The organism is Pantoea leporis (assembly GCF_028048155.1).
GTDB classification, from domain to species: Bacteria; Pseudomonadota; Gammaproteobacteria; order Enterobacterales; family Enterobacteriaceae; genus Pantoea; species Pantoea leporis.
Genome location: NZ_JALMEU010000002.1, coordinates 198,213 through 225,016, shown reverse-complemented (window position 1 = coordinate 225,016; position 26,804 = coordinate 198,213). Strand labels below are relative to the sequence as shown.

General features: G+C 52.1%; 24 protein-coding genes. 16 read left to right on the top strand and 8 right to left on the bottom strand.

Annotated elements, in window-relative coordinates; genetic code table 11:
- Positions 1-24 precede the first annotated feature (24 nt).
- Positions 25-384 carry an NUDIX hydrolase gene (locus tag MWH02_RS08225; RefSeq protein WP_271460304.1) on the bottom strand — a complete coding sequence of 120 codons (360 nt, stop codon included), beginning with the start codon at positions 382-384 and terminating at the stop codon, positions 25-27.
- Positions 385-513: 129 nt separating this feature from the next.
- Between MWH02_RS08225 and MWH02_RS08220 the strand changes: the two genes are divergently transcribed.
- From MWH02_RS08220 to glgX, 6 genes are all read left to right on the top strand, one after another.
- Positions 514-1,263, top strand: a complete 750-nt coding sequence (locus MWH02_RS08220; RefSeq protein WP_271460615.1) for a DeoR/GlpR family DNA-binding transcription regulator — start codon at positions 514-516, stop codon at positions 1,261-1,263.
- Between the two features lie 142 nt (positions 1,264-1,405).
- On the top strand, positions 1,406-2,296 hold the full coding sequence (locus tag MWH02_RS08215) for an oxidoreductase (protein WP_271460303.1): 891 nt from the start codon (positions 1,406-1,408) through the stop codon (positions 2,294-2,296).
- 200 nt (positions 2,297-2,496) lie between these two features.
- Entirely contained in the window at positions 2,497-3,936 is a 1,440-nt protein-coding gene (gene proP / locus MWH02_RS08210) for a glycine betaine/L-proline transporter ProP (RefSeq protein ID WP_101761326.1), read from the top strand.
- Between the two features lie 589 nt (positions 3,937-4,525).
- Positions 4,526-6,310: a malto-oligosyltrehalose trehalohydrolase gene (treZ, locus tag MWH02_RS08205; RefSeq protein WP_271460302.1), complete on the top strand. Its 1,785-nt coding sequence runs from the start codon at positions 4,526-4,528 to the stop codon at positions 6,308-6,310.
- On the top strand, positions 6,307-8,793 hold the full coding sequence (gene treY / locus MWH02_RS08200; RefSeq protein WP_110867173.1) for a malto-oligosyltrehalose synthase: 2,487 nt from the start codon (positions 6,307-6,309) through the stop codon (positions 8,791-8,793). The genes treZ and treY overlap by 4 nt, the downstream gene beginning before the upstream one ends.
- Before the next feature lie 35 nt (positions 8,794-8,828).
- On the top strand, positions 8,829-10,901 hold the full coding sequence (gene glgX / locus MWH02_RS08195; RefSeq protein WP_271460301.1) for a glycogen debranching protein GlgX: 2,073 nt from the start codon (positions 8,829-8,831) through the stop codon (positions 10,899-10,901).
- A gap of 85 nt (positions 10,902-10,986) precedes the next feature.
- Here glgX and MWH02_RS08190 read toward each other — a convergent pair whose 3' ends face one another.
- A complete protein-coding gene (locus tag MWH02_RS08190) occupies positions 10,987-12,753 on the bottom strand; it encodes an autotransporter outer membrane beta-barrel domain-containing protein (RefSeq protein ID WP_271460300.1) in 1,767 nt (588 codons plus the stop codon).
- Between the two features lie 9 nt (positions 12,754-12,762).
- Positions 12,763-13,542: a hypothetical protein gene (locus tag MWH02_RS08185; RefSeq protein WP_271460299.1), complete on the bottom strand. Its 780-nt coding sequence runs from the start codon at positions 13,540-13,542 to the stop codon at positions 12,763-12,765.
- 63 nt (positions 13,543-13,605) lie between these two features.
- Between MWH02_RS08185 and MWH02_RS08180 the strand changes: the two genes are divergently transcribed.
- Positions 13,606-13,761: a hypothetical protein gene (locus MWH02_RS08180; RefSeq protein WP_271460298.1), complete on the top strand. Its 156-nt coding sequence runs from the start codon at positions 13,606-13,608 to the stop codon at positions 13,759-13,761.
- Between the two features lie 105 nt (positions 13,762-13,866).
- On the opposite strand, the gene MWH02_RS08175 is transcribed toward MWH02_RS08180, so the two are convergent.
- Complete coding sequence (locus MWH02_RS08175) at positions 13,867-14,253, bottom strand: ESPR domain-containing protein (protein ID WP_271460297.1); 387 nt, start codon at positions 14,251-14,253, stop codon at positions 13,867-13,869.
- A 289-nt stretch (positions 14,254-14,542) separates the two neighbouring features.
- Here MWH02_RS08175 and MWH02_RS08170 point away from each other — a divergent pair, with 289 nt between their 5' ends.
- The 4 genes from MWH02_RS08170 to MWH02_RS08155 all read left to right on the top strand — a co-directional run bounded on the left by MWH02_RS08170 (position 14,543) and on the right by MWH02_RS08155 (position 17,691).
- Positions 14,543-16,186: a methyl-accepting chemotaxis protein gene (locus tag MWH02_RS08170; protein WP_271460296.1), complete on the top strand. Its 1,644-nt coding sequence runs from the start codon at positions 14,543-14,545 to the stop codon at positions 16,184-16,186.
- Between the two features lie 215 nt (positions 16,187-16,401).
- Positions 16,402-16,869 carry an STM2901 family protein gene (locus MWH02_RS08165; protein WP_271460295.1) on the top strand — a complete coding sequence of 156 codons (468 nt, stop codon included), beginning with the start codon at positions 16,402-16,404 and terminating at the stop codon, positions 16,867-16,869.
- The gene (locus MWH02_RS08160; RefSeq protein WP_210080203.1) at positions 16,863-17,189 is read left to right on the top strand and encodes a DUF1493 family protein; all 327 of its coding nucleotides are present in this window, start codon (positions 16,863-16,865) and stop codon (positions 17,187-17,189) included. The genes MWH02_RS08165 and MWH02_RS08160 overlap by 7 nt, the downstream gene beginning before the upstream one ends.
- 16 nt (positions 17,190-17,205) lie before the next feature.
- Positions 17,206-17,691 (top strand): Hcp family type VI secretion system effector, encoded by a 486-nt coding sequence (locus MWH02_RS08155; RefSeq protein ID WP_271460294.1) that lies wholly within the window; start codon positions 17,206-17,208, stop codon positions 17,689-17,691.
- A gap of 53 nt (positions 17,692-17,744) precedes the next feature.
- Here MWH02_RS08155 and MWH02_RS08150 read toward each other — a convergent pair whose 3' ends face one another.
- Positions 17,745-18,227 carry a cold-shock protein gene (locus MWH02_RS08150; protein WP_101761317.1) on the bottom strand — a complete coding sequence of 161 codons (483 nt, stop codon included), beginning with the start codon at positions 18,225-18,227 and terminating at the stop codon, positions 17,745-17,747.
- Between the two features lie 190 nt (positions 18,228-18,417).
- Between MWH02_RS08150 and MWH02_RS08145 the strand changes: the two genes are divergently transcribed.
- Positions 18,418-19,116, top strand: a complete 699-nt coding sequence (locus MWH02_RS08145; protein WP_271460293.1) for an RluA family pseudouridine synthase — start codon at positions 18,418-18,420, stop codon at positions 19,114-19,116.
- A gap of 20 nt (positions 19,117-19,136) precedes the next feature.
- On the opposite strand, the gene MWH02_RS08140 is transcribed toward MWH02_RS08145, so the two are convergent.
- A complete protein-coding gene (locus MWH02_RS08140) occupies positions 19,137-19,676 on the bottom strand; it encodes a DUF2058 domain-containing protein (protein WP_217547971.1) in 540 nt (179 codons plus the stop codon).
- Between the two features lie 306 nt (positions 19,677-19,982).
- Between MWH02_RS08140 and MWH02_RS08135 the strand changes: the two genes are divergently transcribed.
- Positions 19,983-20,963, top strand: a complete 981-nt coding sequence (locus tag MWH02_RS08135) for a DUF1852 domain-containing protein (protein WP_110867169.1) — start codon at positions 19,983-19,985, stop codon at positions 20,961-20,963.
- 29 nt (positions 20,964-20,992) lie between these two features.
- Positions 20,993-22,024 carry a methionine synthase gene (locus MWH02_RS08130; RefSeq protein ID WP_101761313.1) on the top strand — a complete coding sequence of 344 codons (1,032 nt, stop codon included), beginning with the start codon at positions 20,993-20,995 and terminating at the stop codon, positions 22,022-22,024.
- Between the two features lie 60 nt (positions 22,025-22,084).
- On the opposite strand, the gene MWH02_RS08125 is transcribed toward MWH02_RS08130, so the two are convergent.
- A complete protein-coding gene (locus MWH02_RS08125; RefSeq protein WP_271460292.1) occupies positions 22,085-23,554 on the bottom strand; it encodes a glucosyltransferase domain-containing protein in 1,470 nt (489 codons plus the stop codon).
- A 210-nt stretch (positions 23,555-23,764) separates the two neighbouring features.
- Between MWH02_RS08125 and yajD the strand changes: the two genes are divergently transcribed.
- Positions 23,765-24,112, top strand: a complete 348-nt coding sequence (gene yajD / locus MWH02_RS08120) for an HNH nuclease YajD (RefSeq protein WP_101761311.1) — start codon at positions 23,765-23,767, stop codon at positions 24,110-24,112.
- Positions 24,113-24,160: 48 nt separating this feature from the next.
- Here yajD and fliD read toward each other — a convergent pair whose 3' ends face one another.
- The gene (fliD, locus tag MWH02_RS08115) at positions 24,161-25,573 is read right to left on the bottom strand and encodes a flagellar filament capping protein FliD (protein ID WP_110867167.1); all 1,413 of its coding nucleotides are present in this window, start codon (positions 25,571-25,573) and stop codon (positions 24,161-24,163) included.
- A 293-nt stretch (positions 25,574-25,866) separates the two neighbouring features.
- Between fliD and licT the strand changes: the two genes are divergently transcribed.
- Positions 25,867-26,730: a BglG family transcription antiterminator LicT gene (gene licT, locus MWH02_RS08110; protein ID WP_101761310.1), complete on the top strand. Its 864-nt coding sequence runs from the start codon at positions 25,867-25,869 to the stop codon at positions 26,728-26,730.
- Positions 26,731-26,804 lie beyond the last annotated feature (74 nt).

Here is a 26,804-nt window from a genome sequence, read left to right as displayed (position 1 = left end):
CCATTCATGGCGACCACGCTTAATCTAACGCTCAATCACCGGAATCTCATCCAGTTGGGTAAAGATCGCCATCCCCCGCTCCTTGCCAATCCGCACATCGTTATCAGCCCCCTGCGACGCGCCCGGAATGCGTAAAATAGCATCGCAACAGTGAATCAAACGATGCGCCACCGGATAGAGAAAAGATTCACTGATTTCATCGCCAATTGTCTGCGAACCGGCGGCGCTCGCCAGCGGCAACGCCAGCCACTCACCGATCACCGGCGTATGTCCGCGCTGGTAGACCTGCAGGGCAATCTGGTCTAATTTCTTAATGTTTTCATGAATTAACACTTGATTGCCGTTGGTGCCGCTGCGTACGGGCCCTGCTATAAGAATCAACATTGCGTTTCTCCAAAAATTCGATGGTGTGGGCAAGCGTTTTTTTGCACGATTTGCCCGGCGATAGGTGACAAAATCTACGCTAACATGCATAATCGTGCAGATACAAGCAAAAACATGAATGAGAAAATAATGCTTTCCAGCCAACGTAAACAGCACATCCTCGCCATTCTGAGCGAAGAAAAACAGGTGATGTCGAGCGAGCTTAGCCAGCGCTTTGCGGTGTCGGAAGACTCAATCCGCCGCGATCTGCGTGAGTTAGCCGCCGAAGGATTATTGCAACGTGTACACGGCGGTGCGCTGCCGGTTTCTGCCGCTATTGCACCGTTTGAAACACGCAAAAGCGTGCAGATTAGCTCTAAACGCCTTATCGCGCAGAAAGCGGTCCAGCTGATCCAGCCCGGCCAGGTAGTGATTATCGATGGCGGCACTACCACCGCCGAGATGGTGAAATTGCTGCCGCCGGACCTGGCATTTACCGTGGTGACGCACAGCCCAAGCATTGCCGTGGCGCTGGTGGATTATCCGCAGGTTGACGTGATCATGATTGGCGGCCTGCTCTATCGCCATTCGGTGGTGGCGGTGGGTGCGGCGGTGCTGGAAGGCATTGCGCGGATTAATGCCGATCTGTTCTTCATGGGCGTGACCGGCGTGCACAAAACGGCGGGATTAACCACTGGCAACTACGAAGAGGCCGGGGTGAAACGTGCGCTTTCCGCACGCGCGGCGGAAACGGTGGTGATGGTGTCGAATGAGAAGCTGAATTCCGCTTCGGCGTTTGCCATCGGCGAATTATCACTGGCCAGCACCTTGATCGTTGATGCTCAACCCGATGACGAAATGTGCCAACTGCTGCGGAAACAGCACATAACTGTGCTGTAAACGGCTATTCTTCGCTGCTAAACAATTAAGGTCATCGTACGCTTTCCAATCAAAGCCTATCCCGTAGCGGCGCGATTTATCGCGCAATGAATTGCGCCGCTACGATCCCTGCAAGCATTTTGATAATCAGGAGCTTAATAAGATGTCTGAGAATCCCACCATCGCCCTTATTGGACCGGGCGCGATTGGCACCACCATCGCAGCGGCGCTGCATGAAGCTGGACGCACGCCCACGATTTGCGGGCGTACCGCACATCCGCAGCTGGAGTTGCGTCACGACAGCGGCAAAATTATTGTTCCCGGCCCGGTGCTCACCAATCCCGCCGAGATAGCCCAGCCGTTCGATCTGGTGTTTGTGGCGGTGAAAACCACCCAGGTTGAGGATACCGCGCCCTGGCTGGCGGCGCTGTGTAATGAAAATACCGTGGTGTGCGCGCTGCAGAATGGCGTGGAGCAGAAAAGCCAACTCGCGCCCTATGTCAATGGCGCGACCGTGCTGCCGTCGGTGGTGTGGTTCCCGGCCCAGCGCGAACCGGACGCCTCGGTGTGGCTGCGCGAAAAGCCGCGCCTGACGCTGCCGAAAACACCTCACGCTGAGTTGGTGGTTGCGGCACTGCGCGACACACGCTGCGCGGTCGATCTCTCCGCCGATTTCCTGACCATTGCCTGGCGCAAACTGCTGCAAAACGCGGTTGCCGGTTTAATGGTGCTGTCGAATCGTCGTGCGGGTATGTTCCAGCGCGACGACATCAGCGCGCTGGCGCTGGCCTATTTGCAGGAGTGCCTGACGGTAGCGCGCGCTGAAGGTGCCGCGTTAAACGATGAGGTGCCGCAGGAGATTGTAGAACGCTTCCACCGCGCACCGACTGATTTAGGCACCTCGATCCTTGCCGACCGCCAGGCCGACCGTCCGCTGGAGTGGGATATCCGCAACGGCGTCGTGCAGCGTTATGGTCGGGCGCGCGGTATTTCCACGCCAATCAGCGATGTGATTGTCCCGCTGCTGGCGGCCGGTAGTGAGGGGCCAGGCTGATCATCTACATTCACGGTCGCCATCCATGGCGACCTCCCTCAAGCATGCTATCTACCCGTGTTTTATCCTGCCAACTTGCGAGATGTTAAAATCTTTACTAGGGTTTGCGCTTCTTCTGCCTCTTATAGCTTTCTTTTCCATTTATGAAATTACGGCTGCGAAAGCTATAAGATCGCGCCATTTTCTCAACTGGGGAATTTATGAGCACAGGAACGGATACAACACACTCAGCCACAGCCAGTGGCTTGACCGTTGATGACATCACCGTTATCGACAACAAATTGCTGAAACGCGCGGTCGGTGCCGCCGCATTGGGTAATGCGATGGAGTGGTTTGACTTCGGCGTTTACAGCTATCTCGCCGTGATCATTGGCCAGGTCTTCTTCGCCGATGCCAGCGCTGCCGCGCAGCTGATCGCTTCGTTCGGTACTTTCGCCGCGGCGTTTTTAGTGCGCCCGATTGGCGGCATGGTGTTTGGTCCACTCGGCGACCGCATTGGACGTCAGAAGGTATTGGCGTTAACCATGATCATGATGTCGATCGGTACGTTCTGTATCGGTCTGATTCCGAGCTATGCCAGCATTGGTATCGCTGCGCCGATTCTTCTGCTGCTGGCGCGCTTGCTGCAAGGGTTCTCCACCGGTGGTGAATATGGCGGTGCCGCGACCTTTATCGCGGAATACTCCACCGACAAACGTCGCGGCTTTATGGGTAGCTTCCTTGAGTTCGGTACGCTGGGTGGCTATCTGCTGGGCGCCAGCCTGGTGACAGCAATGATCGCTTTCTTACCGCATCAAACCATGATGGATTGGGGCTGGCGTGTGCCGTTCTTCCTCGCCGCGCCGTTGGGTCTGTTCGGTTTGTATATCCGCTTAAAGCTGGAAGAGACGCCCGCGTTTAAAGATCACATGGATAAGCGCGAAGAGATGGAGCACAACAAACCGCGCCTGAGCGTGTGGCAGATGCTGCGCGATCAACGTAAACCGCTGCTGAAATGCATTGGTCTGGTGCTGTTGTTCAACGTCTCCAATTATATGCTGACCGCCTATATGCCGAGCTATTTAACTGGCGTGCTGGGAATGAGTGAATTATCCGGCCTGATGTTGGTGATGGTGATTATGTTTATCATGATGCCGCTGACGTTAATGTGGGGATATCTCACCGACCGCATTGGTCGCCGTCCGGTGATTGGTTTAGGCGCGTTGGGCTTAATCGTGCTGGCAATTCCGAGCTATATGTTGATTGGTTCCGGCAATATGCTGCTGGTGTTTGCCGGACTGGCGATTCTGGGCTTATTGCATACTTGTTTCAGCGGCACCATGCCGGCAACGTTACCGGCGCTATTTGTCACCGATATTCGTTATAGCGCGCTGGCAATTGGTTTTAACTTATCGGTTTCGCTATTTGGTGGCACCACGCCGCTGATTACCGCCTGGCTGGTGGATACCACGCACAATAATCTGATGCCGGCGTATTACATGATCGGTGCCGGTATTATTGGTTTACTGACGGTTTTAACCTTGAGTGAAACGGCCCGCAAACCGCTGAAAGGTTCATCGCCTGCGGTGGCAACAGAAGCGGAAGCGCATCGTTTGATCGATAAATTGCGTAAACGCAAGGTTAAGCATAAACCGGCTTAGGTTCGAGTCGGCATTAACAAAGGTCGCAGTCGGATTTAAAGCGATTTTGAGTTAAGAATACGCACGACTGCGGCAGCGCGGATGTTGAGGCGACATCCCAATCCGCTGAACGAATGAGGGATTCCAGGGCGAGCCGCAGGGATGCGGCGAGAGGCGGCGCTGAGCAGGAGCGAATCGCCGCCGGTCCGTCAGGAATTGTGAATGAGTGAAGGCACCGCGCAGCGGCGGGTTGGGCTGGCGCAAGGCCCGGGAGTGCAGAGGGCGCGGCCAGGCGTCCTCTGCTCGGTCGCCGCACGAAGACACTGCAACTGCCTCAGCATAGGGCGAACGAAAGTCGCTCGGCGCTTAACTGAGCAGCATTACGCCATTCATGGCGACTTCATCTAACCGAAGCGTAAAAATCCCCCGCTTATTCGATAATTTCTCAAACCCACCTGAAATCCTCTCGCGCGCGCCAGAAAACGCCAAAATATCGACTATGATTTGTTGTCCGACCTAACTTTCATCCCAAATTATTTATCGTTTTCAGCCAGTAGCGAATCGCTTGATGTCGTCCATTGCCCCTGCGTGGGCTAAACGAGGCAATTGAATGGAATTCAGATCATTTGAAAAATCCTGGGGCGCTGAGATTCTTGCTGATGACAGCGTCCGTTTTCGTGTTTGGGCACCAGGGCAGCAGCACATCACCTTAAGACTTGCCGATAACGACACCGCCATGCTCGACGCAGGCGACGGTTGGTTTGAGCTGCAAGTCAGCGGCGTGGCGCCCGGTGCAGAGTATAACTTTGTGCTGGACGATGGCACGGTGGTGCCGGATCCCGCCGCGCGTGCGCAAAAGGCTGATGTTAACGGCCCTTCACTGGTAGTCGATCCCCAAAGCTATCGCTGGCAGCACACCGAATGGCAAGGTCGTCCGTGGCATGAAACGGTGGTGTATGAAATGCACATCGGTACCTTCACGCCCGAAGGCACTTTCCAGGCGGCGATAGCTAAATTGCCGTGGCTGGCCGAATTAGGCATCACGCAGCTGGAAGTGCTGCCGGTGTCGCAGTTTGGTGGCAATCGCGGTTGGGGCTACGACGGCGTGCTGCTCTACGCTCCGCATGCGGCTTACGGATCGCCGGATGATTTCAAAGCCTTTATCGATGCCGCGCACGCGCACGGTTTGTCGGTGGTGCTGGATATCGTGCTCAACCACTTTGGCCCGGAAGGCAATTACCTGCCGCTGCTGGCGCCGGCGTTTTTCCACCAGGAACGCATGACGCCGTGGGGCGCAGGCATTGCATATGATGTCGATGCTGTGCGGCGCTACATTGTCGAAGCACCGCTCTACTGGCTGCAGGAATTTAATCTTGATGGCCTGCGTTTTGATGCCATTGACCAGATTGAAGACAGCTCCAGTAAGCATGCGCTGATTGAGATTGCCGAACGCATCCGTCAGGAAATACCCGAGCGCCCTATTCATCTCACCACCGAAGATTGCCGCAACGTTATCTTCCTGCATCCGCGTGACAAACAGGGCAACGCGCCGCTGTTTACCGGTGAGTGGAACGATGATTTCCACAACGCGGTGCACGTGTTTGCAACCGGTGAAACTCATGCCTATTACGAAGATTTCGCCGACGTGCCGGAGAAGCTGGTGGCGCGAGTGCTGACTGAAGGCTTTGCTTATCAGGGCGAACTTTCACCGCAGAGTGGGCAGCGGCGCGGCGTGCCGAGCGCCAGCCAGCCGCCGGTGGCGTTTGTTGATTTCATCCAGAACCATGATCAGGTGGGTAACCGCGCGCAGGGCGATCGTTTGCTCAGCCTGGCGGGCAGCGATCGCACCAAAGTGCTGCTGGCGACGCTGCTGCTGTCGCCGCATATTCCGCTGCTATTTATGGGCGAAGAGTATGGGGAAACGAATCCTTTCCTGTTCTTCACCGATTTCCACGGCGATCTGGCCAAAGCGGTGCGTGAAGGGCGCGCGAAGGAGTTCACCGGGCACGCCGGGCATGACGAAGAGGTGCCGGATCCCAACGCCGAGCAGACCTTTGCCCGCTCAAAACTTGACTGGGATAAGTTACAAACGCCTGAAGGCCAGAGCTGGCTGGCGCTCACGCGCGAGCTGCTGGCGCTGCGTCAGCAATATATCGTGCCGCTGCTGGCCGATGCGGGCGGCAACAGCGGCAAGGTGCTCGCCACCGCTGAAGGCTTTGTGGCCGTCAGCTGGCATTTCCCACAAGGCGAACTGTCGCTGGCGCTGAATATCGGCAAGCAGACGCAACCTTTACCCGCCACGCCAGGTCGCACGATTTTCGCCTGGCCGCAAGAAACTGAAGCATTATCACAAAACGCCATCGTGGTGCGTTTGGATCAGGGAGCAACAAAATGAGTATTCCAACCGCGACGTATCGTATTCAGTTTCGCAACGGCATGACGTTTGATCGCGCCGCGGCGCTGGTGCCCTATCTGCAACGCCTTGGCATCAGCCATCTTTACGCGTCGCCGATATTTAGCGCCACCGCCGAATCCACCCACGGTTACGACGTCATCGATGCCAATGAGATCGAACCGGCGATTGGCGGCCGCGACGGCTTTAATCGTCTGGTTGAGGCGTTGCAGGACGCGGAGATTGGCTTGATTCTCGACATCGTACCGAACCACATGGCGGCCTCGCTGGAGAATGCCTGGTGGCGTGATGTGATCGAGTATGGCGAGAGCAGCCGCTATGCCAATCATTTTGATATCGACTGGACGCGCCGCCTGACGCTGCCGTTTCTCGGCGACAGCTTCGAGAACGTGCTGGAAAACGGTGAGCTGAGCATTAAAGCGCATCCGCAAACTGGCCATCCCGCGTTGGCGTATTACGACAGCTTTTACCCGCTGACGCCCGCCAGCTGGCAGGATCGCGCCGACGAGGTGCTGGCGATGACTGAAGCCAAAGCGATTGCTGAACTGCATGAGCAGCAGCCGTGGCGTTTGATGAGCTGGCGCGATGCACGCAGCGAGCTCTCTTATCGCCGCTTCTTTGAGATCACCGGTCTGGTCGGCGTGCGCGTTGAAGATGAAGCGGTGTTTGCCGATTCCCACCGGCTGATTCTTGAACTGGTGCGCTCGGGCGCGGTCAGCGGCCTGCGCGTCGATCACGTTGATGGCCTTGCCGATCCACAAGGCTATTTGCGCCAGCTGCGCCAGGCCACCGGCCCGGATTGCTATATCACGGTGGAAAAGATCCTCGCCGAAGGAGAAAAGATCCCTGACGATTGGCCCATTTCCGGCACCACCGGCTACGAATTTATTGCCGCGCTGTCGCACGCGCTGGTGGATGATTCGCAGATCGATACGCTGCATCTGGCCTATGAAGCCACCACCGGACAACGCAACGATGTTGAAGGCGGACTGCGCGTGGCGCGTGAATTGATGGTTGACCGCAATTTTGCCGGTGAGTTTGCGCGTCTGCTTAAGCTGGCGACGCAGATTGCCGGTTCTGAACATCGCAACCTTGGCGAAGCGGAACTGCACGTCGCACTGCGCGAAATCCTCATCGCCTTCCCGGTGTATCGCACCTACGGCCAGCAGGACGGCATGCCGCTCGAAGGCGAAGAGCTGCTGCAACAGGTGCTGGAAACGGTGAAAAACAGCGCGTCGCCAACGGTGTTGAGTTTGCTGCAGGCGATGCTGCTGGGCGCGGTTTCCGAAGAGAGCGAAAAAGACGCGCACGAATTCCGCATGCGCTTCCAGCAGCTGACCGGACCGCTGATGGCGAAATCGGTGGAAGACACGCTGTTCTTCCGCAATCACGTCGCGTTAGCCATCAATGAAGTGGGCGCAGAACCGCTGCCGCACGCCTTCTCGCTGGCGCATTTCCACAGCGAGATGCAAACGCGGCTGCAACAGCAGCCCGATGGCATCTCTTCCACCTCAACCCACGACACCAAACGTGGTGAAGATGCGCGTGCGCGGCTGTATACGCTAAGCGAAGCACCCGCGCTGTGGGCGGAACACGTAGCGCGCTGGCGGCAGATTAATCAGGCGCAGGTAGTGGAACTGGACGATGGCGCCGCACCGGAACCGGCAGTGGAATGGATGCTGTATCAGGCGTTAGCTGGCGTGTGGCCGACCACCTTGCAACCGCAGGATGCCAGCCAACTCGAAGAGCGCTTTATTCCTTTTGTCGAAAAAGCGTTACGCGAAGCCAAACTGCGCACCGACTGGGCAGAGAGCAACGACGCCTACGAAAAAGCGGTGCTGGATTACGCGCGTCATCTGCTTTCACCGGCCAATCAGTTGTTCCTCAGCGATTTCAGCCACGCGTTGCAACCGTTTATTCAGGCCGGATTAATCAATAGCCTGACGCAAACGGTAATTAAACTCACCGCGCCGGGCGTGCCGGATATCTATCAGGGTAGCGAAGCGCTGGATTTCAGCCTGGTCGATCCCGACAACCGCCGCACGCCGGACTTCGCGCTGCTGGAGCAGCAGCTGGAAGAGTCTTCTTCGCCCGACTTCAACGACGCGCAAAACTGGCTGAGCGGCAAACTGAAACAACAGGTGATTGCACGCCTTCTGCATCTGCGCCGCGATTATCCGCAGCTGTTCCGTGTGGGCGATTATCAGCCGCTGGACGTCAGCGGTGAACATCAGGAGAAAGTCATCGCCTTTGCGCGTCAGGACAGTAACCACGCGCTGCTGGTCATTCTGCCGCGCCTGAGTTTTGACAACGCGCAGTGGACGCAAACCGAAGTGGTACTGCCCGAGTCACTCGCCCATCGTCACTATCGCAACTTATGGAGTGGCGAAACCGTGACGATTGGCGATTACATCGCGCTGGATGAGGCGGCCTCAAGTGCGCCGTTAGTGCTGCTGAGCAGCTGATGCATTACCCGATTAATCTGTGTGGAGAATAATGGATGACAAGTAAGCCTCTAGAAATTACAGCAGGTTCGGGACAAGTGCTTGGCGCTAACTATGATGGCCAGGGCGTGAACTTTGCGCTGTTTTCGGCCTGCGCTGAGCGAGTCGAACTGTGTTTGTACGATGAGAGCGGCGAAAACGAAATCGCCCGCTTCGATTTGCCGGAATGCACCCATGAAGTGTGGCACGGCTACATTCCCGGCTTGCAGCCCGGCGCGCTCTATGGCTATCGCGTGCACGGCCCGTACGAGCCGGAAAATGGCCATCGCTTTAACCCTAACAAACTGTTGCTCGACCCTTACGCGCGTGAACTGGCGGGTGAATTGCAGTGGGACGAGTCGCACTTCGCGTATGACCTGCTGCATGAAGATAAGGATTTGAGTTTCGATACCCGCGACAGCGCACCGTTTACGCCCAAATGTGTGGTCATCGATCCCAATGAATTTGACTGGCAGGATGCTAATCGACCGAATATTCCGTGGTCGAAAACTGTCATTTATGAAGCCCACGTTAAAGGTTTTAGCCAGCTTAATCCGGCGGTGCCCGAAGAGATGCGCGGCACTTACGACGGTTTAAGCAATCAGGCTTCGATCGATTACATCAAAAGCCTGGGCGTAACCACCGTGGAGCTGCTGCCGGTGCACGGTTTCCCGGACGATCAGCATCTGCTGGATCGCGGTCTGAAAAACTTCTGGGGCTACAACACATTGGCGTTCTTCGCCCCGGCCACGCGCTACTTTGGTCCGCGCGGGATTCAGGGCTTCCGCGATATGGTGCGCGCCTTCCACGATGCTGGCCTCGAAGTGATCCTCGACGTGGTTTACAACCACACCGCCGAAGGCAATGAACTCGGCCCCACGTTGTCGTTTAAGGGCATTGATAACTACTCTTATTACCGCACGCTGCCGGATCAGCATCGCTACTACATCAATGACACCGGCACCGGTAACACCGTGAATACGTCGCATCCGCGCGTGCTGCAGATGATTCTCGATTCGCTGCGTTATTGGGCCGAATCCATGCATGTTGATGGCTTCCGTTTCGATCTCGGCACCGTGCTGGGCCGTGAACCAGAAGGCTTTGACCAGCGTAGTGGCTTCTTCGATGCCATCATGCAGGATCCAGTGTTGTCCAAACTGAAACTGATTGGTGAGCCGTGGGATATCGGGCCGGGCGGTTATCAGGTTGGCGGCTTCCCGCCGGGCTGGGCGGAGTGGAACGATAAGTATCGCGATACGGTGCGTGAGTATTGGAAAGGTGACATGGTCACTAATGACTTTGCCGCGCGCCTGCTCGGTTCTGGCGATCTCTACGATCAGCGCGGTCGCCGTCCCTGGTCCAGCATTAACTTCCTTACCGCGCATGATGGCTTCACGCTCAACGATTTGGTTTCGTACAACGAGAAACACAACGAAGCCAACGGTGAAGATAATAATGACGGCCATAACGAGAACCGTTCGTACAATTACGGTGCGGAAGGCCCGACGGACGATGAAGGCATCAACGCGGTACGTGAGCGGCAGAAACGCAACTTCCTCGCCACGCTGCTGTTCTCGCACGGCACGCCGATGTTGCTGGCGGGTGATGAGTTTGGTCGCAGTCAACTCGGCAACAATAACGGCTACTGCCAGGACAGCGAAATTTCCTGGCTGCATTGGGAAAACCTGCCGCCTTCTGCTGATGCGCTGCGCGACTTTACCCGGCATATTCTGGCGTTACGCGCTCAACAACCGTTGCTGCGGCGTGAAAGCTGGCGCGATGGTATGGAAATCAAATGGTTTAACGCCGGTGGCGGCTTCCAGCAGGATGATCAATGGGATGATGGCACCACGCTCGGGGTGTATCTCGGTCGCCCGGATTTAGTGCCGGAGGAAGGCATCTGGCATGACGTGTTGATGCTGTTTAATCCATATGAAGGCAATGTGCCGTTCAGTATTCCACAGTTTGGTGAAGGCGGCTGGGTGCTGGAGCTTTCGACGTCTGACAGCGTTGAGAAAGGGTTAGTGATTACCAAAGAGAAGGATTTCGAGCTGGAAGGCCGCAGTATGGCGCTGTTCCGCAGGCCGTAATTATATAAATTTGCGCAATAAATTGCGCCGCTACGGCAGCATGCACGCATTCGTAGCGGCGCGATTCTTCACGCAATTTGTGTTATCAGAAATTAACTTTCACGCCCACCATCGCGCTGGTATCGCTGTAACCCTTATCTCCCATCTGCTGACCCATATTGCCCCACAGATTAACGGTTTTATTCAGTTTCGCATCGACGCCCAGCTTCACTTCACCGAGGTTACGCGCCCCGGCTTGCTGCACGCTGATGCCATTCATGCTGCTGCCAAAGGTTTCGGTGTTGTGCACCCAGTTGGCTTCGATAAACGGCTCGAAGGTGCGGTTTTTACCATCATCAATGGCATTGTGGCCTTTGATGTAAGCGCGAACACCCAGACGCGTTTGCAGGTTGTTGTCGCCTTGACCCACCACGCGCGTGCCGTTTTGCTCTTGATGATCCTTCACTTTCACGCCCATCCAGGTCGCATGCGCCTTCGGCTGCAGATAGACGCTGGAACGCTCGCTCATCTCCGCGACTTTGAAGCTGTAACCGGCTTCCACTGACGTGGTGATGCCTTTCGATTTGTAGCTCTCTTCCGCGATGCCATCACCTTTCACGCTGTTATCAAACCAGTTGTAGAGCATCCAGCTGTCAACATAGGCACCGGTCTTGTCAGCGTTGTCCTGCAACCAGGTCGCGTAAACGCCCGTGCTGTAACCGTGCACCTGACCTTTTGCGGTGTAACCCGTCACGTTGGAGTGTGTGTTACTTTGCGCATTAGCGTAGCCGCCCATGACACCCAGATGGAAGCGGTCCGCACCATTACTGCTCCACTGGGCGATATCGCCGCCTAACTGCATCACATAACGGTTACCGGTGGATTTCAGCTGGCCGGAACTATCGCTGAAGCGCGTGTGTCCACCTGCGTTACGCAACCACAAGCTGGTGGCGTGTTTCTTACCGTCTGCGCCAATGTAGTGAGTCTCACCCAGACGATCATCCAGCGAGGTGGTAAATAAGGTATTCGCCGCAGCGAGGTTAGCCGCATAACTGCCCGCTTCCGGACGCGTAATCGGGAAGCCTTTAACCGGCTTGCCCACATCGCCCGCATTACCTGAGCCACTGCCCGGCGTGCCGGTATCATCGCCTGGCGTGCCGGAGCCGTTGTCAGGATCGCCAGGATTAACCGGATTGCTGCCTGGATTGCCCGGTGCCACGTTGTTGCTGTTGCTCTCCAGTACCCATTTATTGGCATCCTGCACCAGATGATAATCGTAAGCACCGGCCACAATACGGCCCTGCTGGGTGAACGTACCGTTTACGTTGCCATCGACGCGAATCAGCTCGATACCATCGATGGTTTGCGCGCCGGTGCCGCCGGCGTTCTGCACCACCACGTTGCTGTTACCGGCGTAATCACCGGTGATGTGCAGGTGATCGGTCTCTGAGTGGTCATCCATCAGATGGGTTTTGAAGTCGATAGTACCGTTGGTGCTGTTCAGGCTGCTCAAGGTCACCTTGCTAAAGCCGGTGCCGGCCGCGGTCATATTCAGCGTGGCGTTATTCAGCGTCAGATTATCCACCGCAGAGCTCGACGTAACATTCCACTGGCTGCCATTCGCCAGGTTCAGATTTTCCAGTGAGCTGGTCGCACCACTCCAGACGGAGTTGTTATCGAGGTTGATGATGTTAGTCGCGGTGTTGGCGCGATCGATGATGACATCACCGTTAAATACTGAGCCGTTATCACCGGTCAATGTCACATTGCTAACCGTGCCGCTATTGCCAATGCCTGCGGATAACAGCGTCGCGCCGGATAATAAAGCACCAGAGGCGGTCACCTGTGCATTCGCCGTATCAGTGACTTTCATGGCGATGCCTTAACTGGCAGTGACGGCGCTGTTAATCAGTGACAAGTTATTAGTATTGTTAGCTGTAGATTTGAAAAGTAACGCTGCGCTATTCGTGCCTTGCATAACGATCTGGGAATTTTCCATCGCCACGTTATTGTCGCCACCATTTGATCTCATGGTAAGACCAGAGGAGATGTCCAACCCTTCCTGGCTTTGAATACTCATGCGCAAATTATTTGCAACAATATGACTGCCGTCGTATGCCTGCAGGCCGGAGCCTCTGACAGCGCTGTTAATTTCGACATTTTCCAACGTTGAGTTATTACCAACCAGTTGAATACCGAAGATATTGGTTCCCGTAGTATTAATTTGGACATTTTTGGCGTTCAGCGTTGTGCCTACACCATGAACAAACACACCCGCCGCATTAGTCGCCATTGACCCATCATTATTGATAATGACGTTATCGAGATTAATTGCGCCAGTTGCATAAGCATCAACTGTTGTTGCTCCACCGTTAATGGTGGCATTACGGATATTTAATGTCCCGCCATTGAATGCCTGAACCGTTATTGTACCTCCAGTGGTGGTAATGGTGCCGCCATCATAATTCACCACTGAATTGCCTCCGTTGGCACGCAGACCGTAGTTATTAATGCGATCGGTAAAGATATTGGTGTTAGTCAGATTAACCGTACCGCCGTTTTGCGCATATACCGCTTCGGAGGATGAGCCCGCCGTGCTGATCTCGCTGTTATTAACATTAACTACGCTGGCGTTTCCTGCGGCCTTAACGCCATTAGTCATGTGGCCTTCTGCTTTGATGACGCTATTGTTAATTGTTATCTCGCCACCAGTGGCGTTGACCGCATGAGCACCATCGCCCGTGGTACTGATGCTGCTATCATTGATGGAAAGATGCCCAGCACCCGCTGCCGCAAACGCACCGAAGGAATTGGCTCCGCTGGTTTTAATGGTGCCGTTAGTCAGCGTGATATCACCATCGCTGGTTTGGACCCCGTATGAACCTTTGCCAGATGTAATGATATTGATACCGTCACCAGTGATAGAGCCGGCACCGCGCGCATAGAGTCCATGCGACGTGGCTGCAGAGGTTTTGATATCGATATCTTATAAGGTCACCCCAGCGCCAGTATCTGCGAATGCACCGTGCCCATAGGTATTTGAAGTGGTGATGGTACCAGTGGTGAAATCAACTGTCCCATTATTTGTGGCGCTTACGCCGCGCACATATTGGCCGGTTCCCGCACCTACAATATCCTGATTATTTACAATGACCGGATTGTCATTAGCAATGATGGTTCTGGCAGCGATTGCCGTTGTAGCATGCAGAGCCACTGTAATTGCCAGCGCCACACCGGTTAACGCCATGGCTTTGCTTGCGGACGGCGTTAACACCGAAGAGGAATGGGATTTAACCTTGCCCTTAGCCAGCTCAGAGGCCACCACATAACGCTGCGTTGCAGCATGCCAAATCACACGGAATATTTTATTCATGGGATTTTACTCTCTCTAAGTTCAGAAACTTTTACGATTTCCGAAATGTTAGAGAGCGGGTCTGTAAGGCAATATCGGAGGGAGCGCGGAGTTTTGTAGTCCTTTACTTATCCGATGCAATACAGCGCTGGTAGCCGGCAAAAATGTTAAAAATTAGCGTGATAACCAGTTGAAGACTTAAACCCTGAATAAAAAAATTAACTAATTTCCTCAATCTGCCGATGGTTATTAATCTGCCCTCTTCCCTACGCGGCTTTTGCCGGGACGCTTTAAGATTAAGGATAATAAAATGAACATATCTCAACGTCTGTTTGCCACCTTTTCCATACTGTTTGGCGCCATCATCCTGCAAGCGATACTCGCCATTTCCTTACTCTCTGGTTTTCAGGATCGCTTTGAATATGTACAGGCCAATGCGATTCCCTCGATCAAAGATCTGGGGAAACTGATTGATGGCAGTAACCAGTTGGCGTTAACGCTCTACAAACACAAAAGCCAGACCGACGACAGCAAAATGCCGGCTATTGAGGGCGAGATCCAGAAACAGCTGGCGGATTTGAAGGCGCAGACCGATTACTACATGGCGCACGATATCTCCAGCGATGAAGATAAGCGCTTAACCGAAGTCGCTTATGCCAATATTCAGCACGTCACCGCCGCACTGGCGCCATTTATCACCGCCTCGCGTGCGCATCAAAATGATATCAGCCTCAATCTGATTGATGGACAAACCGGTATCGGAGCCGCCATTCGCCAGCTGATTAGCGATTATCAAAAACAGCTGCAGCTGAATATCGCCATTGGCGATGAACTGCGCGCCACCAACCGCAGCACGTTCCACTCGGTGTTATGGACGACCATCACCGGCGTTATCGCCACCGTGCTGATTTTTGGCGTGCTGTCGCTGTTCACCGTATTGCGCATTCGTCGCAGCTTGTCTGCTGCGGGCAAAGTAATGATGACTGCCAGCGAGAACCTCGATTTAACGCTGAAAGCAGATGAGAGCCGTCGTGATGAAGTGGGCAACATGGCGCACTCGTTTAACGTCCTGATGGAACGCGTTGCAGGCGCGCTCTCTTCGGTGCGTCAGGCGTCACAATCAGTGAGCAGCGCATCGGTACAGATTTCCGCGGGCAATGAAGATCTCTCATCACGCACCGAGCAACAGGCGGCATCGCTGGAGCAAACCGCGGCCAGCATGACCGAGCTGAGTGAAACCGTGCGTCAAACCGCGGATAACACGCGCCAGGCCAGTCAGCTTGCCGCTAACGCCAGCGGATTGTCAGAGAAGAGCAGCACGTCACTGACTACCATGCTTTCAACCATGGATAACATTCGTGGTAGCTCGCGCAAAGTGACGGAAATCGTCTCGATCATTGAAGGCATCGCCTTCCAAACCAACATTCTGGCGCTGAACGCCGCCGTTGAAGCCGCACGTGCCGGTGAACACGGCAAAGGCTTCGCCGTAGTCGCCGGTGAAGTGCGCAACTTGTCGCAACGTTCAACCACCGCCGCGCGCGAAATCAAAACGCTGATCGAAGAGTCACATCGTCTGACCGAAGCCGGTGCTGCGCAGGCCAGCGACGTAGGGCGTAATATGAGCGTGATGAACGATGCCATTCATCAGGTAAGTCAGTTGGTGGAAGAAATCGCCGCTGCCGCAGTCGAGCAGAGTCAGGGCATCGTGCAGGTGCAGCAAGCGGTGAATCAGATGGACGACGTTACGCAGCAGAACGCCGCGCTGGTGCAAGAAGCCTCTGCCGCTTCGCAATCGCTGCAGGAGCAGGCCGGGAATTTGAATCAGCTGGTGGGTAAATTCCATGTCGCGGCGGCTGGCGAAGTTCAGCAAAAGCAGGCTGTGGTGCGTACGGCTTCATTCGTTAAACCTTCGCGCGTTGCGGTGGTGAATGATGCGGATTGGCAGAGTTTTTAAGCTGATTTAGCCGGTGCGCATAAATGTGCACCCTACGAAAACGCTGGGTCGCCAATCATGGCGACCACGCTGCCTTTATCAGGCAAACGCTGCCATAATCTCCCTAAACTCTCCAATAGTTAACCCGCTATTAGTGGTTCCACTCCTCTCTTTTGAACAAAAAATAGCGTTCATCACATTGTAATCTGGCCGCCTGTAATTCAGGGAGGATGATTATGGATACGGTTGAGCAGCTTAATGGGACGTACTTCTATGCTGGACGTTCGAATCTAGCGAGCAGTGAACTCCTTTTTATGATTTTTTGTGAAAAGGTTGTCGAACAATATGGACTGGGTGTTGCTGATTTTTCAGCTGTTGCGGCTATCGTTTCAGGTAGAAATAACTTATCAACGAGAGGGAAGATTGGTGGTAATACCACGAAAGGGACTTCCTATGCCTCTAAGGCTTCACGAGCCGTATTCAAGAAAGCTAAATTCCCTTATGGGATTGAACTTCCAACATGGTTAGGGGGTTATACCCCATGGACTGCAAGGAAAATCTATGTAAGGAATATTGGCACTTTTGTGGGGCGAACCGTTCCACTACTCGGTGTCATTATACTCGCTGCCGATATATCCCAAATAGTTTACTGTACAATCAGGGACTACAACTTTATTGTCTCAGAAGCAGATAAAATATGGTAAGTAATATCGAACAGCAAATATATGATTTCATTCGGCCGTATGCCGGAACCTATTTATTCAACATTAGAAAAGTGATTCTTACCCATGAGACTGATCTCGATACCGATTTGAGTATTGATGAGTATGAGGTTGAGGAGTTAATGAAAGAGTATTTTACGAAATTTAACGTTGACCCCGCTGGTTTCGATATCAAAGTTTATTACCCGGACATCCCATTTTCCTGGAATCCTTTTAAGAAAACTATTCCAGTTCAGGTTCCCGACTTTACGATAGGAATGTTAATAGAGTCCGCTAAAGCAGGCTGTTGGTTATATAAATAATACAAGGAGAATTGACATGGCAGTTCCAGTTCATATGTGGATTAAAGATGATGGCGGTGCTGTAATTCGTGGTGGTTCTGATGTGATGAACCGAGAAAGGAGTATCGAGCTGAGAGGTATTCACCATAATCTCAGCATTCCCACGGATAACAGCTCCGGCAAGTTGACTGGCACCCGGCAACATGCTCCGTTTCAGTTCGAGAAAGAAATTGATTCTGCGTCACCTTATTTATACAAAGCTGTGGCAACAGGCCAGACGTTAAAAGAAGCTGAAATCAAATGGTACCGCATCAGCGACGCCGGTCAGGAAGAAGAGTACTTCAACATATTAATGGAAGACGTAAAGGTCATATCGATATCGCCGATCATGCATGACACGCGTAATTGTCCAGGAACCGGGCATATGGAAAGCGTTGCGCTGCGTTATGCGAAGATCACGTGGAAATATGTTGATGGAAACATTCAATTCAACGATGCATGGAACGAAAGGCCAACGGCATAATCAATGCGGAAATCCAGCGTGGGGATTTCCGCTGAGAATTAATCAGAATATCTTCACACCTTAAGCATTTTCACCGTGGCATCAATATCAATTTCATCTGCCGTGAAAATCAAAGTCGTTCCCTGAAAGGTGGTTACCGCCAGTTTTTTCAGTGAGCGCGTTTCATCCGGCTTAACGTCTGTTTTCGGCTTGATGCTATTCATCAGAATACCTACCGACAGCACGGTATTCTCTTTATCGATGCGCGTTTCAACCGGCACGTCTTCGCTGTAAACCACATAAGATTTGATCGAGGTGAGCTTCAGGCGCTCGCCGGCAATATAGATGTATTTGCTCTCAGGTGAGACCTTCACCGCATACGCGGACAAACCTTTGTTATTGGTGGTGGGTTCAAAGGTCACCGCCGCGTCTTTCTTGATCAGCTCAGGGTTAGCGACCTTAATCACATGGAAATAGCGGTTATCGCCATTTTCATCTTTGATAAATCCAAAACCTTTATCCTGAAACCAGGTTGTGATCGTTCCGTTCATCGCCATTGCCGCCTACCTAATCGTTATCTACTCAGTTTTTTCAGCGCGCAGTGTAAAGCACATTGCCTGCGCAGACCACGTCTTTGCTTTAAGTCTGGACGATAAATTTCGCCTGAGCGAATAGACACATGCCCGGATTCGCCAGTTGCCGCAAAATTCGCTATTATCCGCATCCCTTCGCCAGCCGGGCAGCCTGATGTCTACGATTATCGATACCTTTATTGCCCCGCAATGTCTTGAAGAGATTGAGATTCTCTATCGGGACGATCATCTGCTGCTGATCAATAAACCTGCTGGTCTGCTCAGCCTGTCGGGGAAAAATCCGCTCAACCTCGATTCTGTGCATCATCGGTTAGTGAAGCTTTTCCCCGGCTGCACGCTGGTGCATCGTCTGGATTTCGGCACATCAGGGTTAATGGTGATTGCCCGCAATAAGGCGATCAATGCCGCACTTTGCCAGCAGTTTAGCCAGCGCAGCGTGACCAAGATTTATCGTGCACTGTTGTGCGGGCATCTGCATGACGACGAAGGTGTGATTGACGCGCCGATTGCCAAAGATCCGACGCTATTTCCATTGATGTCAATTTGCCCAATCAATGGTAAGCCAGCTCGCTCACGCTATCAGGTGATTGAGCGCACTCATCACCTATTGGAAGATAAGACGTTCATGCCATTAACGCGGGTGGAACTTACGCCAGAGACTGGACGCACCCATCAGCTGCGTATCCATTGCCAGCTGTTGGGCCATCCGATTTTGGGTTGCGACCTGTATGGCGGTCTTATGCTGGCGGGGACCGAACACGCCCCGCGTCTGATGTTACACGCCAGCGAGTTGAAGTTTGTTCATCCGGTCAGCGGCGAGTGCCTAAACGCCCGGTGTGCCTGCCCGTTCTGACAGCGCAACCGGCATTGTGCTTACCACATTAAATCATCAGGCACTTTGAAATCAGCGTACGGATCGTCTTCATCCTGCGCTTCCTGACTCAATGCACTATTCAACACGATGCTGTTCGCATCACGCTGCGCAATTTTATCGGCGACGCTGGCAGGAATAATCGCGTATTGGCTCTCGCCTTTGCTATCGACGGCCAGGCGCGCAATCGCCAATCGACCATTAATCAGTTGCGTCTGCGTTTGCTTATCAACGTCGATTTTTTTGATCAGATTATTGTCGGTGAAATTAAAACCAATATTGCCTTTGGAGATATCGATTTTGTTCATTTCAATCAGCTGCTTGACCTGTGCTTTGTACTCTTTCGATAATACCGCTTGCTTTTGCTGTTCGCTCAATTGCTTATCACGCTCAAGCTGAGCCTTTTTGTTCTCTTCCACCGCTTCTCTGGCCTCACGAGCCTGAACGCGTGATTTCTTAGCGGTTCTCTGGACCTTGTCCATTTTTTTGCTGCTGACTAAGCCTGCTTTCAGCAGCTGCTCTTGTAAGGTGAGTTTTGCCATTGTCGTGTCTTAACCGGTTAAAAATTTGTGGAAGAGTATACCTTTAATTGTAGAGCCTCTGCCAGGTTGAACAGGCTGGCTACAGTGAGCGCCGTTCATCCTCCTCTCCTCATCATGAAATTCCTTCATGTTCGATGAAATTAAATCACTTTTTTTCAACCAGTGACTCAGGCATAAAAGTACCATTGTTAATAACTTAAAATAATATCAAGCCTGCTGAATGAAAGTACCCTGCAAAAGCATTGGGAAATCCTGAAATCCAGCGACAGCAAGGCTTTTTATTGTTAACCGGGATAGCAGACTAAAATGAACAACGCCTTTACTTTTACGGTTAAGAGCCTTCGTTTCGACGAAAATTACAATCCTTCTGGCAATACACGCATCACCACCAATTTTGCCAATTTGGCGCGTGGTGAAAAGCGTCAGGAGAACCTGCGCAACGCCTTAGTGATGATTGATAACCGTTTCAATTCACTGGCGCATTGGGACAACCCTAAAAGCGATCGTTACGCGGTTGAGCTAGAGATTATTTCTGCTGAGCTGAATCTGGGTGCCGAGGGCAACAACAGCACCTTCCCGGTGATCGAAATATTGAAAACCAATATCGTTGATAAAAAAACCAACGAACGCATTGAAGGGATTGTTGGTAACAACTTCTCTTCTTACGTGCGTGATTATGATTTCAGCGTTTTGTTGTCTGAGCACAATAAGAACCATACTGAATTCCGCACGCCAGATAATTTTGGCGATCTGCATGGCAATATCTTCAAGCACTTCGTTAACTCAGAAGCTTACAAAGCGAATTTCAATAAAGCCCCGGTTATTTGCCTGAGTGTATCCAGTAAAAATACCTATTACCGCACCGGTAATGAACATCCGGTATTGGGCATTGAATATCAGCAGGATGAACTTTCTCTGACTGACGAATACTTCGGCAAAATGGGCCTGCGGGCACGCTATTTTATGCCGGCAAACAGTGCTGCGCCTCTGGCCTTCTATTTCCATGGCGATTTACTCAGTGATTACACCAATCTTGAGCTGATTAGCACCATCAGCACCATGGAGACGTTCCAGAAGATCTACCGCCCTGAGATTTACAATGCGAATTCTGCAGCTGGTAGACACTATCAGCCAAGCCTGAGCCATCAGGATTATTCTTTAACGCGAATTGTTTATGATCGAGAAGAACGTAGCCATCTGGCTATTGAACAAGGAAAGTTCACGGAAGAGCGCTTCATCAAGCCATATCAAACTCTTCTTGAGCAATGGTTTACTCCCGTTCTTTGATTACCGATAAAAATATAAGGTCACCTGCTATGAAAAAATTATTACCGACTTCCACTGCTGGTAGTTTACCGAAACCATCGTGGCTGGCTCAGCCGGAAACGTTGTGGTCACCGTGGAAATTGCAAGATCAGGAATTAACCGACGGCAAACAAGATGCGCTGCGTTTGTGCCTGGACGATCAACAGCAGGCAGGAATTGATATCGTCAGTGACGGCGAGCAAACCCGCCAACACTTCGTCACCACCTTTATTGAACATCTCAACGGCGTAGATTTTGAGAAGCGCGAGATCGTTAAAATCCGCGATCGTTATGATGCCAGTGTGCCGACCGTTGTGGGTCCGGTGAGTCGTCAAAAATCAGTGTTTGTTGAAGATGCAAAGTTTTTACGTCAGCAAACTGATCGTCCCATTAAATGGGCGCTGCCGGGTCCAATGACCATGATCGACACGCTTTATGACAACCACTATAAAAGCCGCGAAAAACTGGCATGGGAATTCGCTAAAATTCTCAATGAAGAAGCGAAAGAGTTAGAAGCGGTGGGCGTCGATATTATTCAGTTTGATGAGCCGGCATTTAACGTCTTCTTCGACGAAGTGAATGATTGGGGTATCGCAACCTTAGAAAGAGCCATTGAAGGGCTGAAATGCGAAACCGCAGTGCATATTTGCTACGGCTATGGCATCAAAGCGAATACCGACTGGAAAAAGACGCTGGGCACAGAATGGCGTCAATATGAAGAGATATTCCCTAAACTGCAAAAGTCGAATATCGATATCATCTCACTGGAGTGTCAAAACTCGCATGTGCCGATGGAGTTGATGGAACTGATTCGCGGCAAAAAAGTGATGGTTGGTGCCATTGACGTGGCAAGCAATACCATTGAAACGCCAGAAGAAGTTGCAGCAACGCTGCGTAAAGCCCTGCAGTTTGTTGATGCTGATAAACTCTACCCTTGCACCAACTGCGGCATGATTCCTCTGCCACGCGGTGTGGCAAGAGGCAAGCTAGATGCATTGAGTGCAGGTGCAGAAATTGTTCGCAAAGAACTGTTGAATAAATAACACCAGATAAAAGCTCAGTCCGGGATTATTACCCACCCGCAACCGGACTGAGCCGTTGAATTAAAGTTTATTAATCTGCCCACCCGATTTTCTAAAATCAATCACCATCGTTTGCCCATCCTGAAAGGCGTCATAATCGGGTCCCTGCGCCAGAACCTGACGCGGTTTGATTACTCTCATTTCATCCGTTGCTTTCACCGCTTTCAATCTCAAACCTACATGTTTGATCAGCGCCAGCCATATCCACGGTTCAGACTCACCCAACATTTTCATCCGAATATGATCGATGATGGGGAAGTTACGAATATTGGTTTGTACTTCCGGAGCATCATTCAACTGCCCAATAAAGGCGAGTGAATCAATCGATTGGGCAGCGGGAGCAGAAAGCGAGATTTTAATCTGATTCATCACCTCCATTTGATAACGTTGATCGTTAACTACAGTGTTAAAAGTGACCAGCATCACCACCAGATGATAAAACAGCAATATCGCACTCAATCCCGCCAGCCAGTTTCTTATTGCAGGTAATGAATAAACGGCTACATAGAAACTGAACAGGAAAGTAATGCTGCATGCGCCCAGCATACGCGGTGCAAATAACGGCGTGGCTAAGGCCAATGAAAGCCCGGGGATGGCGATGATGACGATCAATCCCGCACTGAACAGCATTAAGACCGCACTTAGCGTCAACTTCTGCTGCTGTTTTAAGTTTCGAACCATCAAAACAAGGCCTGAAAACATTATCAGCATAGGCAGCCCTATAAATACCATCATGCCGCGCGGATAGGCGCTGAGAAAAAGGTCACTGAACGCCTTAATAGTGTTGATAAGTACTTGCAGAGAATCGGAATTCAGTGAGAACAGCTTGCTGTGTTTCATGCTGTACCAGTCGATCTTCACCGGCAATAAATAATTCATCGCGAGTTTATAAGTCAGGATGGCAATGCCCAGCGCCACTATTTTCCCGCACAGCCACTTCCAGCTGGATTGATCATTTACCAGTCGAGAGACGACCAGCAAGGCTACGCAGGCAATATAGACATTGAGCCCTGGCTGATAGAGTGTCTGAATCAGCAATAATATCAGCGCCGTGTAAACGATCTCCTGAAAAGGCTTTGCGCGATTAACCATGCTTGCCAGCATGGCGCCTGCAAATGACAGAAGTATGGTGAGACTGTCATAGGTATAGAGCATTCCCTGCGTCAGAAAGGGATTAAGAATGACAAATAGCGGCGGGAGAAATGACCAGAAACCCGCAAGCGGAATTCTCAATCTTTCCGTGAAAAATACCGCAGCAATACTTAGCGCCAGCAATCCGAGCAGTAAATTAAGCGGAGAAATATCGCTGACCGTATCACCAAAAGAGATCAGGGATTGTAATAACCAGGTGCCCGGCCTCCCGTTACTTAGCCATGTTGATCTATCCCCATCTAATATCCGGTAAAGATCATCCCGATAATAAATTTTGTTGGTCCATAGAGGGATGGTGGCCAGCAATGCCACCATCATAGTCAAAGCGATACGCTGCATCCGGCTTACCGACGGAGAATCATTAACGGGCATCATTTTATTAGTGAATTTCCATCGAACGGGGTCGGGCGGCCTTTTATTTCCGCGTAGTTACAAACTAGTGTAGGCGTTTTTTTAGAACGGATGCTCAGGAATGATAAACATCATTGGCAGCTGCGGGATGTGCAGATAACATGTCGCTTTATCTCTTTCAAATAGGCAACGTCGGCAATGGCTCTGATCCCTAAAAACTACTCGCGGCTGGAAAGCGGCTATCGTGAGAAAGCATTGAAAATCTATCCGTGGGTATGCGGCCGCTGCTCGCGTGAATTTGTTTATTCCAACCTGCGCGAATTAACCGTTCACCATATCGATCACGACCATACCAATAACCCGGAAGATGGCAGTAACTGGGAGTTGTTGTGCCTCTATTGTCACGATCACGAGCACTCGAAATACACCGAAGCGGATCAGTACGGCACGCGTGTTGTGGCGGGTGAAGATGCGCAGAAGGATGTTGGTGAAGCCACCTATAATCCTTTTGCCGATTTGAAGGCCATGCTGAATAAGAAAAAGTAAGGCTAGTTTCAGAAATAGCGATCGCCATTTATGGCGACCGCGTTACGCTTACTTATTGGTCTTTGTACTATTGCTGAACTGCTCGGTGAGATAGTTGCTGGTGTTATTCAGCACGCTGACCATCTTATCCAGATTGGTGAACTGCTTTTTATACCGCGCAATCGTGTCATCAATACGTTTGCTGGCGGTATTGTACTGATCGGTTAGCGTATTCAGTTTTTTACTGATGGAATCCGTCGCGCCCTGCAACACACCTTTACTGCTGAGAAATGCGGTGAATGTGGTGTTCAGCACCGTCGAAACACCGGTTTTTTTGCCATCACCGACAAACATGTCCCGAATCGCTTCTGGTTTCACTTGCAAGCTGGTGGTCAGTTTGGTGGCATCCAGCTTAAGTTGGCCGTTAGTGGGATCGGTAGTAATGCCCGCCTGAGATAGCGTTTTATAAACACCTGAACCCGAGCTGTTGGCCAGAATACTTTTCAGTTGCACCTGAATATTACGCAGTGTGCCATCACCGAGTAGCGCTCCATTCTTCCCGTCCGGATCTTTACCCGCATCCACTGGCGTGTATTTAGTCAAACTCGCCATCGTATCCTGCAGCGAGTTATAGGCATTCACCCAATCGGTAATGGCGGTTTTCGCCTTGTTGGTATCGCTGCTCACCGTCAGCGTTTGGTTGCCGCTGGTTTCATCGTTAAGCTTCAGCGTGATGCCTTCCACCGCGTCGGTGATAACGTTGCTGCTGCTCTCAATCGCCACATTGTTTACGGTCAGCTTGGCATTCTGCGCCTCGACGCTTTGCGCCATCCCGCTGCTGGCCGCATCTGATGCATCAAAGCCGATAAAATCCTGCAAGGTATCATCGCCGGTCACGCTCAGCGATTTCACCGCATTGGCGGTGCCGGATGCCGATGATGTCAGCGACAAACGGTATTCCGTGGCGGAGACCTTGATCAGGCTTGCAGTAACGCCAACGTCGGATTTGTTGATGGTGTCACGAATCGCCGAAAGCGAAGTCTGATCTTTGGTTAGCGTAATGCTTTTCTCTTTACCTTCCGCGTTAACAAATTTCAGGGTTCTGGACGCGGCATCGCTACCTATCGCCGCTTTGATATCGGTTTTCGTCTCGCTGGTTAGCGTCTGGGATTGCGCCAGCTTCTGCACGCTGATGGTATATTTTCCCGCCAGCGCATTGCCGTTGGAATCGGCGCTAAACGCACTGGAACTGGATGCTGTGGTCGTCGAAGTATAAAGCGCGGCATCGTTTAATTTATTGTTTGCCGTCTGGAAGGTCTGAATCGCGGTTTTAAGGGTGCCGTAGGCGGACAACTTCGCGGTCGCAGCGGATTGTTGTTTGGAAATCGGTGCCAGCGATTGTTTTTCTGCCGCGGTCAGTTTGTCGAGAATGGTGCTTAAACCCAGTCCTGAACCGACGCCTAATGTTGAAATCCCAGTCATGTACGCAACTCCTGTTAATTTAACGTTACGGTACTATCGGCAGCCTTAACGCAAACTTTATAGAAATCTGATCATTTCCTTACGCTATCCTTACATTCATTAAATTGCGCCATCAACGCATCTGATTAATTGCGCTGGAAATATGATGCGTTTCACATTTAACTGTCGCTCTGCTTGTCGGGAAAGCAGAGCCGATTATGATCTGGCGAGATTGTTACTGCGTTCAGCGCAGGCAAAACCTGACACGCCGTCCTCCCGGTGGGTCAGGTTTTTTATTTTCAGGGCAGATAAAAATGAAAATCGCGAAAATCCTCAACAATAATGTCGCGGTGGTGCTGGGCGACAACGGCAAAGAACAGGTGGTGATGGGACGCGGTTTGGCGTTTCAGAAGCGCGTTGGCGACGAACTGGATGCACAGCAGATCGAAAAAGTGTTTGCGCTGCAAAGCGACACCTTAACGGGCCGGCTCAGCGAACTGCTGTCGGATATCCCGCTCGAGGTAATCACCACCAGCGAACTGATCATTGCCAATGCGCGTCAGCAGCTGGGCCAGCCGCTGCATGAAAGCCTCTCCATCGCACTGTGCGATCACTGCCATTTTGCGATTGAGCGCCACCAGCAAGGTATCCCGATTCGCAACGTGTTGAAGTGGGAGATCAAAACGCTCTATCCGAAAGAGTTTTCATTGGGTATCGAAGCGTTGGAACTGATTAACCAGCGGCTGGGCGTAGCGTTGCCGGAAGATGAGGCCGGATTTATCGCGCTGCATCTGGTGAATGCGCAGCTTGGTAGTGATTTCGCCGATGTTTCGCACATCACGCAATTTATGCAGGAAATCCTGCATATCGTGAAGTATCGCCTGCAGCTGGATTACCGCACAGAGAGCCTGAGCTACAACCGTTTCGTCAACCATCTGAAGTTCTTTGCACAGCGCATGTTAGGCAAACGCGGCGTGTGGAGCGAGGATGAATCGCTGCATGATGTGGTGCGCGACAAATATCCGCTCGCCTATCAATGTGCAGTGAAGATTGACCAGCATATTCAGCAGAAATACCTGTATCAGCTCTCCAGTGAGGAACGCATGTTCCTCACTATTCACATTGAGCGGGTACGCAAAGAGACGCTGGCGTTGCAGGATGATGCGAATGAGGCATAACCAAATTTGTATCGCGCACGTTGCGTAGCAGCGCGATTTATCGCGCATTTCAATGGCAGCACCGTGCCCATCCC